Raw genomic sequence first — 14,045 nt, forward strand, 5'->3', positions numbered from 1 at the left:
GAATCCTTAAAATTAATCAACTCATCCAGGGGTGGGGGAACTATTTTAAAGTTGGGGATATAAAATCATACGCAGAGAATATCGATAAACATATCCGTCGTAGGCTGAGAGCGTGCCTGTGGAAACAATGGAAAAAGATAAAGACCAAGTACAAAAACCTTAGGAAATTAGGTATCTCAAGAGAAAATGCACGGAAAAGCGCCAACACCCGAAAGGGTTATTGGCGCAACTCCCGAAACCCTGTAATTAATGCCGCCTTGAGCAATAAGTATTGGCGACAGCTAGGTTTAAAATCGTTACAAGTAATCATTTCATAAAACTTTCGAGGCGCCGTATACCGAACGGTACGTACGGTGCTGTGAGAGGTCGGCACGGTGACGTGCCTCCTACTCGATTTTCTCCAAATTCCATTCCTTCAATATGTCCCCTTTTTTATCCCTGTTATGCTCCGCATCTGCTTCTAAATTGTACAAGTTTCCCATATACATGGAATCAGGGATATTAACGAAGGAAGCCGTATAGGTAAGGAGAGGATATCTCCCGGCGCTTGCTGCAGCTTCGAATATTGTTTAAAAAACAAGGGGGGATATGATTGATTGAAATCATTTTCCAGAATCAGCAGGATGCGAGGAAACTGCAGGGTCTCCTGGAGCTTGGACTGTCATCCTCTAATATATCATCACTTCAGCTTAAAGACGGGTATGCTGTTCAGATTAAAACGGGCGGATTGCAGGAGACGGCAGACCTGGTAAAAAGGGCGATGACACATTTTATTATAGAAACGAAGCAGGATGACTGGTTCCGCAGGATTCTTTCGGAGCAGTATTTTTATGAAGACGAGGAAGAGCAGCAGCAGATATTGGATATCATCCATTCTATCCTGGAGGGAAACAGGGATGATTTGTCTGCTTTTCTGGACGGTCCTGGACCGGAGGAAAGCCTTAGCCTCGCAATTGAAGAATTAATGACAGGGGACATCTCTTCGTTTTCGTTCGACTCTTTTGTAAAATTCCGTCTCCGCCCGATGATGGACCAGCTTGAACGATATGCAGCACTTTCCATAGATGAATATAAAATGGAGCAGGAATACCAAATGTTCATCCACATGCTGAGGGACTTCCTGAAGGGCAGGGCCCCTAAGCGCAGTGCTGTCCATCTGGTGATGGGGGAGGAGACTGCTTTTTATGATGGAGGACTTATTGAAATCAAGCGGGCTGAGCTCTTGAAGATGGTTGACCGCCGGCTGCTTTTTAACCATCCAGTATACGTCGACTCCGTTACGATCGCCCCGCTCCTTTCAATGGCACCGTCAGCCATTTATCTTTATTCTAATGAACCAGACTGTCCGCTCGCCAGGACCGTCCGCAATATTTTTGAGGAAAGAGTGATCATCCAGCCTCTTGAGGCCTTTATAGAACTGAAGAAAATCCTCTCTGCAGCAGGAAGGGAGAAAATCTGAAATCCCTTGATTTTTCCAAGATAAACTACTATAATAACGTACATAATAATTCAAACACCACAAATGTAGCGACGAGGACAAGGGTATTCATTACGGTTCAAAGAGAGGGAAGCCAAGGCTGAAAACTTCCCAGCACGGATGAAATGCTTACCGCCTCCGAACAACAGCCAGGAAAAGGACGATGATTTTGCGCCCGTAACAATAGCCGGGTGCAGCAGACGGCGAAAAGATTTGCTGTTATCATTGGCCAAAGTATCGGCTGGCGGGCATGGGACCGTTATATCCCTCACTAAGCCGGACTGCGTGTTTTTTTGCGTCTGGGAATTTGGGTGGAACCACGTGTTAAATACAACTCGTCCCTTCTTTAGGGACGGGTTTTTTGTTTTTTAAGCACATAAGGAGGAATTTTCATGTCAGAATTAATTAAATTGACTTTTCCGGATGGAGCTGTAAAGGAATTTTCGAAAGGAACATCTACAGAGGATGTGGCTGCATCCATCAGCCCGGGATTGAAGAAAAAAGCACTGGCCGGAAAGCTGAACGGCATAATGTACGATCTTCGCAGGCCGATTGAAGAAGATGGTTCCATTGAAATTGTCACACAGGGCAGTGATGAAGCGCTCGAGGTTCTTCGCCACAGTACAGCCCACTTAATGGCACAGGCCATCAAACGCCTGCACAAGGGCGCCAAATTCGGTGTTGGCCCTGTCATTGAAGGCGGATTCTATTATGATGTGGATCTTGAAGAATCACTGACTCCGGAAGACCTGCCGCTGATTGAAAAAGAAATGGCCAAAATCGTCAATGAAAACATTGATGTGCACCGCAAAGCAGTTAGCCGTGAAGAAGCGGTCGAGTTCTTCAAGGAAATCGGCGATGAGTACAAGCTTGAACTGATTGAAGCGATTCCGGAGGGGGAAACTGTCACTCTTTATGAGCAGGGTGATTTCACAGACCTTTGCCGCGGTGTCCATGTGCCTTCCACAGGCAAGATCAAGGAATTCAAGCTTCTCAGCATTGCCGGCGCATACTGGCGCGGAGACAGCGACAATAAGATGCTGCAGCGCATTTACGGTACAGCATTCTTTAAGAAAGAAGATCTGGCTGAGCATCTGCGCCTGCTCGAGGAAGCGAAAGAGCGCGACCACAGGAAGATCGGCAAAGAGCTTGATCTGTTCATGACTTCCCAGAAGGTCGGTCAGGGGCTGCCAATGTGGCTGCCGAAGGGTGCAACCATCCGCCGCATCGTTGAGCGCTATATCGTTGATAAGGAACAGCGGCTCGGCTATGAGCATGTATATACGCCAGTTATGGCAAATGTTGAGCTATATAAAACATCCGGCCACTGGGACCACTACCAGGAAGATATGTTCCCTGTCATGGAAATGGATAATGAGGAGCTTGTCCTCCGCCCGATGAACTGCCCGCACCATATGATGATTTATAAAAACAGCATTCACAGCTACCGTGAGCTGCCGATCAGGATTGCCGAGCTTGGCACCATGCACCGCTATGAAATGTCTGGTGCGCTGTCCGGACTGCAGCGTGTGCGCGGAATGACTTTGAATGATGCTCATATTTTTGTGCGCCCGGATCAGATCAAGGAAGAGTTCAAGCGCGTTGTTCACCTGATTCTCGAGGTATATAAAGACTTCAATATTGAAGATTATTCATTCCGCCTCTCTTACCGCGATCCTCAGGATACTGAGAAGTACTTCAATGACGATGAGATGTGGGAAAAAGCACAATCCATGCTGAAGGAAGCGATGGACGAGCTTGGCCTTGACTACTATGAAGCAGAAGGCGAGGCAGCATTCTACGGCCCTAAGCTGGACGTGATGGTAAAAACAGCGCTTGGCAAAGAAGAGACCCTTTCCACTGCCCAGCTTGATTTCCTTCTGCCTGAGCGCTTTGATCTCTCTTATGTTGGCGAAGACGGGAAGCAGCATCGCCCTGTCGTCATCCACCGGGGTGTCGTCTCCACGATGGAACGCTTTGTAGCTTTCCTTATCGAAGAATATAAGGGGGCGTTCCCGACATGGCTGGCACCAGTACAGGTACAAGTGATCCCGGTTTCCCCTGACGCTCATTTCGACTACGCGAAAAAGGTTCAGGAAGAGCTACAGGCTCAAGGCTACAGGGTGGAATTGGATGCCCGCAATGAGAAAATCGGCTACAAAATTCGCGAAGCACAGATGCAGAAAATCCCGTATATGCTTGTTCTTGGGGATAAAGAAGTTTCAGATAATGCGGTAAATGTCCGCAAATACGGCGAGCAGAAGTCTGAGACCATGTCATTTGATGTATTCAAGGATGCACTGAAGGAAGATACAGTGAGATAACAATTTTTACAGGGAGGCTGCGGCCTCTCTTTTTATTAGTTAAACTTTGTTATTAATGGTTGATTTTGGACTCATTTGCGTAAAACTCTGTATAACACAGCCAATCATTATAATGATTAAGAAAAAAAATCCGCGAAAACTATTGCAAGAAATCAATTTCTTTGATAGAATTCAAATCGTTGTGATAAAAACATCTATTCGTTTGACACGAAATTATCATTTGTGATATAGTTACTTAGGTAAATTGAATACGGCTTTGAGGAAAAGAAGAAGCACCCGCTTCTCACCTGGCTGACGCAAAGAGCAGTTGGCAGGTTTTACTGAAACAGCTTTTAACTTGTCGTTTCGTAAGTGTGGGTGATTTCATCCGCACTTTTTTATATGTCTATAAAGCTTTATGATGTAATATTGTCAGTGTCATGCTGGATGCAGCGTGGGATTCGGTGCAGGTTCTGCAGCTTGCGGCTGCTCTTGACTCAGACGTTGTATTCGCACAAAACCTTGGAGGTGGCTAACTATTAGCAAACAAGATATGTTGTTAAACGAGGGCATCCGCGCCCGTGAAGTTCGTCTAATTGACCAAAATGGCGAGCAATTGGGAATCAAGTCCAAGAATGAAGCGCTGGAAATTGCTACACGCGTAAATCTTGACGTTGTTCTTGTTGCGCCAAATGCTAAACCTCCTGTAGCCCGTATCATGGACTATGGAAAGTTTAAGTTTGAGCAGCAGAAGAAGGAAAAAGAAGCTCGCAAAAACCAAAAGATTATCAATATCAAAGAAGTTCGCTTAAGTCCGACTATTGATGAGCATGACTTTAATACAAAGCTGCGAAATGCAATTAAGTTCCTGGAAAAGGGCGATAAAGTAAAAGCTTCGATCCGATTCAAAGGTCGTGCGATTACACATAAGGAAATTGGTCAGCGTGTTTTAGTCCGTTTTGCGGAAGCCTGCAAGGAAGTTGCAGCTGTGGAATCACATCCGAAAATGGACGGACGCAGCATGTTCATGGTCTTAGCACCTAAAATCGACAAGTAAAGAGGGGGAATTCCACATGCCAAAAATGAAAACTCACCGCGGTACAGCTAAGCGCTTCAAGAAGACTGGTTCAGGCAAACTGAAACGTTCTCACGCTTACACTAGCCACTTATTTGCTAACAAATCAACTAAACAAAAGCGTAAGCTTCGTAAAGCTGCGATTGTTTCCAAAGGCGATTTCAGACGCATTCGCCATATGCTAGACAACATTAAGTAATTTCCGAATATAGGAGGGAAAAGATATGCCACGTGTAAAAGGCGGTACAGTTACTCGCAAACGTCGTAAAAAAGTTCTTAAATTAGCCAAAGGTTATTTCGGTTCAAAACATACATTATATAAAGTTGCTAACCAGCAGGTTATGAAATCATTAATGTATGCATACCGTGACCGTCGCCAGAAAAAGCGCGACTTCCGTAAACTATGGATCACTCGTATCAATGCGGCTGCCCGCATGAACGGTCTTTCTTACAGCCGTTTGATGCATGGCCTTAAGGTTGCAGGCATCGAAGTGAACCGCAAAATGCTTGCTGAACTTGCAGTTGCTGACGAAAAAGCATTTGCAGAATTAGCTTCTGTTGCAAAGCAGAACCTGAGCAAGTAATAAGGCTGAGGCCTTTAGAAAGCCATTCTCGCTATGAGGATGGCTTTTTTCAATAATATGACTATACATAAAGGGGCTGGCTGTTAATGCAATGGGCTGCTCTGTATTTGCTGCTGATCAATGCAGCAGGCTATTTTATTATGAGGGCAGATAAACAAAAAGCACAGAAAAATCAATATCGGATAAGCGAAAGAACACTTTGGACCATAGCTTTTGTTTTCGGGGCTCCGGGAATGTACGCCGGCATGAATAAATTCAGGCATAAAACAAAGCATGATGCTTTTAAATACGGGCTGCCGGCGCTGAGCATAATTGAAGCGGCAGTCTGTATATATTTGCTTGCCGTTTGGTCATAAGCTGCCTTCATTTGCTATATGTTAAAGTAACATCAAGATTTAACAGCAAAGAAGGTGGCAACCATGAATGAAATGCTGTCTCTCATATTGGCCGCCGTCCATACGGGCGGCTGGCTGTCTCCGGTCTTATTCATTCTGCTTCATACAATAAGGCTGTTTCTTTTCGTGCCTGCGGCTGCTGTTTGCATAGCGGGAGGGGCGGCATTCGGAATGGTTCCGGGCACCGCCTATTCTGCTGCAGGGCTTCTCCTTGGGAATATGCTCTTTTATTGGCTGCTGGAAAAAATGCCCGCTGCCCGCAGTAAGCTGACTTCTTTGAAGAAACGCTGGTTCGGCGAATACAGGAATCTTACTGCAGGCCAGGTGGCTGTTCTCCGGCTGATCCCTTTCGTTCATTATCATCTGCTCACCTTTTGTCTGCTTGAGCGGTATAAACGGTTTGGGGAGTTTGTGAAGGGAAGCTGGCTGACCAATCTGCCTATGGCGGTATGCTATACCATGTTTGGCGGGTTCATCAGCCGGTTTTCGCTTCCGGCCGCATTGGCAATTCTGCTGGTACTTGGAGTTTTAGTGTATATACTAAGAGAGAAGATGAGCGTTATTCAATGGCGGGATTTTTTCAAGGAAACAGCATAAGAAGAACATCGCTCCGGCCGCTGGGTATAAGTCAATTTTTTGCATGATAAAAAGGCGCCAGCCGGATGATTGGCGCCTTTTCCTTTTTCTAAAGTTCAGCTTTCAAACTCCCTTAAATAGAGTCTGTGCCTTTGCTCATGAATTCCTTGATGGGGCTCTTCCAGTCAAGCTTTGCATTGGGATATTGCTCCGAAATTTTTCTTTCAATGAATTGAAAGTCTTCCCTTACCATCCCTTTGAGAGAGGACGGATTATGAGGCCAAATAAAAATGGAAACAACCTCAAAAGCATTGTCAGTGGTCCCTAAATATTTCTCCCCCTCAAGCAGGACGCCCTTGTACGTAATCAGGAAATTTTTGCGGACATTATTCTGGTCATCCAGGAAATAATAGCGCTTTTGTTCATGGGCAAGCTCGAGCTTCCGCTTTGGATTGATTATATATTTAACGCATGTGTAGATGAGAAATAAAATGAGTGCAAACAAAAGCAAGCGTATCGCCCACATCATAAAATACCTCCACTGGTCACAGTTTTATCTTTACTTACGGATATATCTCAAAAAAGTTTCGTTCTTTTTTTAATTTGTTATAATTTTTTCTGACGGATGATTTTTTTGCCATGGCCCATCACCGTCAGCTGCCAATCCAGGGGGCCGGTTTGAAAGGAGAAGTTTGATTGCTATGAATATTAACAGGCTTTTTGATATGCAGAGAGCGCTTGACCTTCATATTGAGACAGAGCACCAATTAACAGAAGAAAATCTTTTTGACAGAAAAATCCTTGCCCTTTTGGTAGAACTGGGTGAGCTGGCCAATGAAACGAGGTGCTTTAAATTCTGGAGCCAGAAGCCGGCTTCTGAGCCTGCAGTCATTCTTGAGGAATTCGTCGACGGCGTCCATTTCATCCTGTCACTCGGAATTGAATGCGGATTTGGGGAAAGTGCCGCCATTGAGCCGCAGGAAAAAGGCGAATCATTGTCCCATCAGTTTCTGAATCTCTATCATTTAATAGATACATTCAAAGCTTCCAGGACCCTTGAGGATTTTAATGTGCTTTTGGGCGCTTATATAAGTCTGGCAGAAATGCTTGGCTTTTCTGAAGAACAAATTGAAAGGGCTTATGTGGAGAAGAATGAAGTGAATTATGAAAGGCAGCGGCAAGGATACTAACAGATTAATTTTGTCCGATCGGGAGGAATCCGCAAGATTCGGATTTTTCTTTTTACACCATGGGACAGTAAGGTATAATGGAGAAGAAAATAAATATTAAGGGAGTCGAAACATATGGCAAAATTAGATGAAACGCTGACGATGCTGAAAGAATTGACTGATGCAAAAGGCATTCCGGGCAATGAGCGCGAAGTTCGCGAAGTCATGAAGAAATACATAACAGAATTTGCAGACGAAGTGACAACAGACGGCCTTGGCAGCCTTGTGGCCAAGAAAACAGGAAAAGAGGGCGGACCGAAAATCATGGTTGCCGGACACCTGGACGAAGTAGGATTCATGATCACAAGCATTGATGACAAAGGCTTCCTCCGCTTCCAGACGGTCGGTGGCTGGTGGTCACAGGTTATGCTTGCCCAGCGTGTCACCATTGTAACTAGCAAAGGGGACGTTACAGGCATCATCGGATCCAAGCCGCCGCATATCCTTCCTCCTGAAGCCCGCAAAAAGCCGGTCGACATCAAGGATATGTTCATTGATATCGGTGCTTCCAGCCGCGAAGAAGCGATGGAATGGGGAGTCAAGCCAGGTGATATGGCAGTCCCTTATTTTGAATTTACTGTGATGAATAACGAAAAAATGCTGCTTGCCAAAGCATGGGACAACCGCATTGGCTGCGCCATCGCCATCGATGTTCTGAAGCAGCTTAAAGATGCCGAGCATCCAAACGTGGTATACGGTGTCGGTACTGTGCAGGAAGAAGTAGGGCTGAGAGGAGCAAAGACAGCTGCCAACCTCATTGAACCGGATATCGGATTTGGCGTGGATGTAGGAATCGCAGGGGATACACCGGGGATTTCTGAGAAGGAAGCATTGAGCAAGATGGGCAAAGGACCGCAGATCATCCTTTATGATGCATCCCTTGTTTCCCACAAAGGCTTGCGCGACCTTGTCACAGATACAGCGGACGAAATGAATATCCCATATCAGTTCGACAGCATTGCCGGCGGAGGTGCAGACTCAGGCGCCATCCATCTGTCACATAATGGGGTGCCGTCCCTGGCCATCACGATTGCCACACGGTATATCCATTCACACGCAGCCATGCTTCATCGCGACGACTATGAAAATGCAGTTAAGCTCATCGTTGAAGTGATTAAACGTTTGGATAAGGAAACTGTTGACAGGATTACTTTCGATTGAAAAAACGAACAGCCCCTCTTTGCGGGGCTGTTCGTTTTTTGGTTTTCAGCGGGTGACAGGCACCTATACCACTTTCGGAATTGGTATAGGTGCCTGTCACCATCCCTGCAGCTCCTATTTCAAACTGCTCTCCAAGGTCTGGAGCATTTCTTTTTTGTCTTCTTCTGATGAGTTCTGCCAGATGACTTCGAAGAGGACGCCAAGGCCAGGCAGCATTTTTTCTTCGCCGTTCTGGATTGCGTCGACTATGGTCTCCTTCAGCTCGTCCTGAGAGTTGCCGGAAACATTGTGGATAATGGCATTGCGCAAGTTCAGATTCATCTGCACGCACCCCTTTCATATTCAATTCTTTAATATGTTTTCTATTTTTGGATTTATTATGTACAGAGGGTAAGCTATAATAAGAAAATTGAAAGCTGAAAGATAAAGGAGAGACCGTGTTGAAGCATATTCAATCTGCCAATAATCCGCAGATCAAACAATGGAGGAAGCTGCTGGCCAAGAAAGAGCGCGATAAAACGGGGATGTTTCTTGCTGAAGGATATCACCTGGCGGAAGAAGCCCTAAAGGGAGAAAAAGCCATCGAGCTGATCATCAGTGAAAATGCAGAGCTGCCTGTCCGCTGGGATTACGGCGAGCTGCCGGTAACAATGGTAACCGATGAAATCATCAAATCACTCTCAGATACCGAAACTCCCCAGGGGGTCATCGCGGTATGCAAAGAAGATAAAACGCCGGCTTCTGTAAAGGGAAGCACCTTCCTGCTGATTGATGCTGTCCAGGATCCCGGCAATCTGGGAACCATGATCAGGACAGCTGATGCTGCTGGAATTGATGCAGTGATAGTCGGGAAAGGCAGTGCAGATATTTATAATCCTAAGGTTCTCCGGTCCGCCCAGGGCAGCCACTTCCATCTTCCGATTATAAGAGGCAGTCTCAATGAGTGGATGGACAGGCTTGAGGAAGAGGAAATACCGGTCTACGGGACTGCGCTTGAAAATGGATCACCATACAAGGAGACCCATCCGGCCGGCCGTTTTGCGCTTCTGGTCGGAAATGAAGGCAGCGGTGTCAGCCCTGAGCTGCTTGCGCGGACAGATAAGAATCTTTATATCCCGATATACGGAAAAAGCGAGTCGCTCAATGTTGCGGTCGCAGCAGGCATCCTTCTGTATTATCTGAAGAATTGAATTGGGCCAGCAAAAACTTGAAAAGAGTTTGAAACAAAGGGAAGAATATACTATAATAAACAGCAAAACTGCATTACATAAAAAAGCGATGATGGAGAAAAGTAGCTTATAAAAGCTCACCAGGGATAAAATGCCGTGACTGGAAGCATTTTAGAGTATTTTTTAAGTGAAGTTCACCTCCTGAGCTGGCATCGGGAACATTTGCAGACACTGCAAATCGAAAGATGCCCCCGGCACAGCCGTTATCTGAATGAAGCGAACAGCACCTTCTTTGAAAGGCGGCTGTTAATAAGGGTGGTACCGCGAATCCAAAACCTCGTCCCTTAACAGGGAGGGGTTTTTTATTTTGCCTAAAAATATCGCTGTTACGTAAAAAGGAGGAAAAAAGATGCAAGATCGTTTAAAAGAATTGCAGCAGGAAGCTTTAACTTCAGTTGAAAAAGCTGAGAACCTGAAAGAGCTCAATGATATCCGTGTATCTTATCTTGGCAAAAAAGGCCCGATTACTGAAGTCCTGAAAGGGATGGGCAAATTATCGGCGGAAGAACGTCCGAAAATGGGGGCGCTGGCAAATGAAGTGCGCGACAGCATTTCTTCAGCCATCGAAGAAATGCAGGAAAAGCTTGAGAGGGCAGCAGTTGAACAAAAGCTGGCTGAAGAGACCATCGATGTGACCCTTCCGGGAAGCCCAGTCAGAACCGGGACTCATCACGCGCTGACGAAAATCGTGGAAGAGATTGAAGACCTGTTCATTGGGATGGGCTATTCAGTAGCGGAAGGCTATGAAGTCGAAAGCGACTATTATAACTTTGAAGCGCTGAACCTGCCGAAAGGCCATCCTGCCAGGGATATGCAGGATTCATTCTATATTACGGAAGAAACGCTTCTCCGCACCCATACCTCTCCTGTGCAGGCGCGCACAATGGAGGAAAATGAAGGGAAAGGGCCTGTCAAAATCATCTGTCCAGGCAAGGTATACCGACGCGATAACGATGATGCGACTCACTCCCATCAGTTCATGCAGATAGAAGGACTGGTTGTGGCCGAAGGGATCAGCATGGCAGATCTAAAAGGCACGCTTGAGGTCTTTGCTAAAAAGATGTTTGGCGAGGAACGGGAAATCCGCCTCCGCCCGAGCTTCTTCCCGTTCACAGAACCTTCTGTTGAAGTGGATATTTCCTGCAAGATCTGCGGCGGGAAAGGCTGCAGTGTCTGCAAGGGCACCGGCTGGATCGAGGTCCTTGGTGCAGGCATGGTCCATCCGCATGTGCTTGAGATGGCAGGCTATGATCCTAAGAAATATACCGGGTTTGCATTCGGCATGGGCGTAGAGCGGATTGCGATGCTGAAATATGGCATAGATGATATCCGCCATTTTTATACAAACGACATTCGTTTCTTGAAACAATTTTCAGTACAGGAATAGGAGGACTGCTTTATGTTGGTTTCATATAAATGGCTGCAGGAGTATGTAGATTTATCCGGCATCTCCGCAGCACAATTGGCAGAAAAGATTACTAAGAGCGGAATAGAAGTAGAAGGAATCGAAATATTGAACGAAGGCATCAAAGGTGTAGTTGTCGGCCATGTGCTGGAACGCGAGCAGCACCCGAATGCCGACAAGCTGAATAAATGCCTGGTTGATACAGGAGGAGAAGCGCCGGTGCAGATTATCTGCGGCGCGCCTAATGTGGATAAAGGGCAGAAGGTTGCCGTTGCAACAGTCGGCGCTGTCCTGCCGGGCAACTTCAAGATCAAACGTGCAAAGCTGCGCGGAGAAGAATCCAACGGCATGATCTGCTCTCTTCAGGAGCTTGGAATCGAGAGCAAGCTTGTGGCCAAGGAATTCTCTGAAGGCATCTTTGTTTTCCCGAATGACGTGGAAGTGGGCGAGGATGCGCTTGAAATGCTCAACAGGGATGATCATATCCTGGAACTTGGACTTACCCCGAACCGTGCAGATTGCCTGAGCATGCTCGGCGTAGCTTATGAGGTTGCAGCCATTCTGGGAAGAGAAGTGAAGCTTCCATCCCCGCAGGCAGCCGAATCAGCTGAAAAAGCTTCAGACTATATCACTGTGAATGTAGAAGCCAAGGAAGACAACCCGCTTTATGTGGCAAAGGTAATCAAAAACGTGAAAGTCGGCCCTTCGCCTCTATGGATGCAGACGAGGCTGATGGCTGAGGGCATTAGGCCGCATAATAATGTGGTTGATATCACGAACTATGTCCTGCTTGAATACGGTCAGCCGCTCCATGCTTTTGACTATGGGCGCCTTGGCTCCAAAGAAATCCTTGTACGCCGTGCGAATGAAGGTGAAACCATTGTCACGCTGGATGATGCAGAAAGGAAGCTTTCAGCAGAGCATCTTGTCATTACGAATGGAAGTGAGCCTGTAGCGCTTGCAGGTGTAATGGGCGGCGCTACTTCCGAGGTGCAGTCAGATACAACGACAGTCCTTCTTGAATCTGCGTATTTCACAGCGGGAACGATCCGCAAAGCGTCGAAAGACCACGGCCTGAGAAGCGAAGCCAGCACCCGCTACGAGAAGGGTGTAGACCCTAACCGTGTCCGTGCTGCTGCAGAAAGAGCAGCTGAACTGATGGAGAAGTATGCTTCAGGTGAAGTTCTTGAAGGATCAGTTGAAGCTGATTCGCTCACAATCGAGCCTGCAGTCATCTCCATTTCCCTGGAAAAGATCAACAGGGTCCTCGGAACTGAACTGGCGATGGCAGAGGTGGAAGATATCTTCGCCCGCCTTCAGTTTGAGGCATCTGCAGACAATGGTTCCATTACCGTAACAGTCCCAAGCCGCCGCGGTGATATCACGATCGAGGAAGACCTGATTGAAGAAGTGGCAAGATTGTATGGGTATGATAACCTTCCTGTCACATTGCCTTCCGGGGAATCGACTCCAGGAAGCCTGACGGAGTATCAAAAGAAACGCCGCATCGTCCGCCGCTATCTTGAAGGTGCCGGGTTATACCAGGCAGTGACCTATGCTTTGACCAGCGAAAAGAAAGCAGGTCAATATGCCCTTGAAAGCCGCGAACCGATCAAGCTCGCGATGCCCATGAGCGAAGACCGCAGCATCCTTCGCCAAAGCATTGTTCCGCAGCTGCTCGAGGTATTGAAATACAACACAGCCCGCCAGAATGACAGCCTTGCCGTATATGAGACAGGTTCCGTATTCCTGTCCAATGGCAGCGAGAGCCTCCCGGAGGAGCGTGAGCATCTTGCAGCGGCAGTCACAGGCCTTTGGCACTCCCACCCGTGGCAGGGAGAGAAAAAGCCGGTCGATTTCTTTGTGTTAAAAGGAATCGTGGAAGGCTTATTTGCCCGCCTTGGCCTTGAAGGGAAAGTTGGATACCAGCGTGCCTCAGTTGACGGCATGCACCCGGGAAGAACAGCTGAAATTATTCTTTCCGGCAAAAAAATCGGTTTTATCGGGGGAGTCCATCCAACAGTCGAGAAGGATCTTGACCTGAAGGAAACCTATGTATTTGAGCTTTCCCTCAAGGATGTGCTTGAAGAGGAAACCGCTCCGCTTCAATATCAAGCCATTCCGCGCTATCCGTCAATCACAAGGGATATCGCCCTTGTGATTGATTCTGGAAAAGAAGCAGGAGAGCTGGAGCGCATCATCAAGGAAGCTGGCGGAAGCCTTCTGAAGGAAGTCGCAGTGTTCGATCTATATGAAGGAGACAGGATGGAGGCTGGCAAAAAATCGCTTGCATTCTCCCTGAAATATTTTGATCCGGAGAAAACACTGACAGATGAAGATATCGCCAAAGCTCATGATAAAGTGCTTGAAGCAGTAAAAGAAAAAGCCGGAGCAGTATTGCGAGGTTAATATTAATACAAAAGGCAGCCGACAGGCTGCCTTTTGTAAATAAAAAAATTGAGTTTGAAGGAAGTTGCTAGTGTAAATGGGGCTGTTGATTTCCGTTCCAGGCACTTCGCTTTCCGCTGGGCAATGCTGAGCCTCCTCCCGCTGCGCGCTGCGGGGTCTCAGCATTGCCGCTGCAATCCCGCAGGAGTCTGCGTGCCTTGCA

15 protein-coding genes and 2 other annotated features are annotated in these 14,045 nt (G+C 46.9%); of the genes, 13 read left to right on the forward strand and 2 right to left on the reverse strand.

All coding sequences use genetic code 11. The annotated features are described in order from the left end of the window. The 8 genes from RBB45_RS26100 to RBB45_RS26135 form a co-directional block, all read left to right on the forward strand. On the forward strand, positions 1-317 hold a 317-nt coding region (locus tag RBB45_RS26100; protein WP_306010630.1), incomplete at its 5' end, for a group II intron maturase-specific domain-containing protein. A 275-nt stretch (positions 318-592) separates the two neighbouring features. Continuing rightward, positions 593-1,459 (forward strand): putative sporulation protein YtxC, encoded by an 867-nt coding sequence (gene ytxC / locus RBB45_RS26105; RefSeq protein ID WP_009791381.1) that lies wholly within the window; start codon positions 593-595, stop codon positions 1,457-1,459. Between the two features lie 410 nt (positions 1,460-1,869). After that, positions 1,870-3,801, forward strand: coding sequence for a threonine--tRNA ligase (gene thrS / locus RBB45_RS26110; protein WP_148948946.1), 1,932 nt, complete (start codon positions 1,870-1,872; stop codon positions 3,799-3,801). Positions 3,802-4,059: 258 nt separating this feature from the next. Beyond that, positions 4,060-4,186 (forward strand) — a sequence feature (ribosomal protein L20 leader region). 147 nt (positions 4,187-4,333) lie between these two features. Next, positions 4,334-4,837 carry a translation initiation factor IF-3 gene (gene infC / locus RBB45_RS26115; protein WP_022544261.1) on the forward strand — a complete coding sequence of 168 codons (504 nt, stop codon included), beginning with the start codon at positions 4,334-4,336 and terminating at the stop codon, positions 4,835-4,837. 16 nt (positions 4,838-4,853) lie between these two features. After that, the gene (gene rpmI / locus RBB45_RS26120; RefSeq protein ID WP_009796129.1) at positions 4,854-5,054 is read left to right on the forward strand and encodes a 50S ribosomal protein L35; all 201 of its coding nucleotides are present in this window, start codon (positions 4,854-4,856) and stop codon (positions 5,052-5,054) included. Positions 5,055-5,079: 25 nt separating this feature from the next. Next, positions 5,080-5,439, forward strand: a complete 360-nt coding sequence (gene rplT / locus RBB45_RS26125) for a 50S ribosomal protein L20 (protein ID WP_009796130.1) — start codon at positions 5,080-5,082, stop codon at positions 5,437-5,439. 86 nt (positions 5,440-5,525) lie between these two features. Then, positions 5,526-5,795, forward strand: a complete 270-nt coding sequence (locus RBB45_RS26130; RefSeq protein ID WP_009796131.1) for a DUF1294 domain-containing protein — start codon at positions 5,526-5,528, stop codon at positions 5,793-5,795. 63 nt (positions 5,796-5,858) lie between these two features. Next, entirely contained in the window at positions 5,859-6,431 is a 573-nt protein-coding gene (locus RBB45_RS26135) for a TVP38/TMEM64 family protein (RefSeq protein ID WP_148948947.1), read from the forward strand. Positions 6,432-6,543: 112 nt separating this feature from the next. On the opposite strand, the gene RBB45_RS26140 is transcribed toward RBB45_RS26135, so the two are convergent. Continuing rightward, positions 6,544-6,939: a hypothetical protein gene (locus RBB45_RS26140; protein WP_009796133.1), complete on the reverse strand. Its 396-nt coding sequence runs from the start codon at positions 6,937-6,939 to the stop codon at positions 6,544-6,546. A gap of 172 nt (positions 6,940-7,111) precedes the next feature. Between RBB45_RS26140 and RBB45_RS26145 the strand changes: the two genes are divergently transcribed. Then, a complete protein-coding gene (locus tag RBB45_RS26145; protein ID WP_022544260.1) occupies positions 7,112-7,600 on the forward strand; it encodes a dUTP diphosphatase in 489 nt (162 codons plus the stop codon). A gap of 114 nt (positions 7,601-7,714) precedes the next feature. Then, positions 7,715-8,800, forward strand: a complete 1,086-nt coding sequence (locus RBB45_RS26150; RefSeq protein WP_009796003.1) for a M42 family metallopeptidase — start codon at positions 7,715-7,717, stop codon at positions 8,798-8,800. A gap of 114 nt (positions 8,801-8,914) precedes the next feature. On the opposite strand, the gene sspI is transcribed toward RBB45_RS26150, so the two are convergent. Beyond that, the gene (gene sspI / locus RBB45_RS26155) at positions 8,915-9,121 is read right to left on the reverse strand and encodes a small acid-soluble spore protein SspI (protein ID WP_009796004.1); all 207 of its coding nucleotides are present in this window, start codon (positions 9,119-9,121) and stop codon (positions 8,915-8,917) included. A 119-nt stretch (positions 9,122-9,240) separates the two neighbouring features. Here sspI and RBB45_RS26160 point away from each other — a divergent pair, with 119 nt between their 5' ends. The 3 genes from RBB45_RS26160 (at position 9,241) to pheT (ending at position 13,843) form a co-directional block, all read left to right on the forward strand. After that, complete coding sequence (locus RBB45_RS26160; RefSeq protein WP_306010631.1) at positions 9,241-9,990, forward strand: TrmH family RNA methyltransferase; 750 nt, start codon at positions 9,241-9,243, stop codon at positions 9,988-9,990. A gap of 79 nt (positions 9,991-10,069) precedes the next feature. Then, positions 10,070-10,317, forward strand: a binding site (T-box leader). 61 nt (positions 10,318-10,378) lie between these two features. Beyond that, positions 10,379-11,416, forward strand: a complete 1,038-nt coding sequence (pheS, locus tag RBB45_RS26165; RefSeq protein WP_148948949.1) for a phenylalanine--tRNA ligase subunit alpha — start codon at positions 10,379-10,381, stop codon at positions 11,414-11,416. Between the two features lie 12 nt (positions 11,417-11,428). After that, positions 11,429-13,843, forward strand: a complete 2,415-nt coding sequence (pheT, locus tag RBB45_RS26170; RefSeq protein WP_306010632.1) for a phenylalanine--tRNA ligase subunit beta — start codon at positions 11,429-11,431, stop codon at positions 13,841-13,843. Positions 13,844-14,045 lie beyond the last annotated feature (202 nt).

It is taken from the genome of Bacillus sp. MMSF_3328, assembly GCF_030733525.1.
In the GTDB taxonomy this organism is placed as follows: Bacteria; Bacillota; Bacilli; order Bacillales; family Cytobacillaceae; genus Bacillus_AB; species Bacillus_AB infantis.

Coding starts and splice junctions, on each gene's coding strand:
- thrS (WP_148948946.1), top strand. CDS start 1,870: ATGTCAGAATTAATTAAATTGACTTTTCCGGATGGAGCTGTAAAGGAA.
- infC (WP_022544261.1), top strand. CDS start 4,334: ATGTTGTTAAACGAGGGCATCCGCGCCCGTGAAGTTCGTCTAATTGAC.
- rpmI (WP_009796129.1), top strand. CDS start 4,854: ATGCCAAAAATGAAAACTCACCGCGGTACAGCTAAGCGCTTCAAGAAG.
- rplT (WP_009796130.1), top strand. CDS start 5,080: ATGCCACGTGTAAAAGGCGGTACAGTTACTCGCAAACGTCGTAAAAAA.
- RBB45_RS26130 (WP_009796131.1), top strand. CDS start 5,526: ATGCAATGGGCTGCTCTGTATTTGCTGCTGATCAATGCAGCAGGCTAT.
- RBB45_RS26135 (WP_148948947.1), top strand. CDS start 5,859: ATGAATGAAATGCTGTCTCTCATATTGGCCGCCGTCCATACGGGCGGC.
- RBB45_RS26140 (WP_009796133.1), bottom strand. CDS start 6,939: ATGATGTGGGCGATACGCTTGCTTTTGTTTGCACTCATTTTATTTCTC.
- RBB45_RS26145 (WP_022544260.1), top strand. CDS start 7,112: ATGAATATTAACAGGCTTTTTGATATGCAGAGAGCGCTTGACCTTCAT.
- RBB45_RS26150 (WP_009796003.1), top strand. CDS start 7,715: ATGGCAAAATTAGATGAAACGCTGACGATGCTGAAAGAATTGACTGAT.
- sspI (WP_009796004.1), bottom strand. CDS start 9,121: ATGAATCTGAACTTGCGCAATGCCATTATCCACAATGTTTCCGGCAAC.
- pheS (WP_148948949.1), top strand. CDS start 10,379: ATGCAAGATCGTTTAAAAGAATTGCAGCAGGAAGCTTTAACTTCAGTT.
- pheT (WP_306010632.1), top strand. CDS start 11,429: ATGTTGGTTTCATATAAATGGCTGCAGGAGTATGTAGATTTATCCGGC.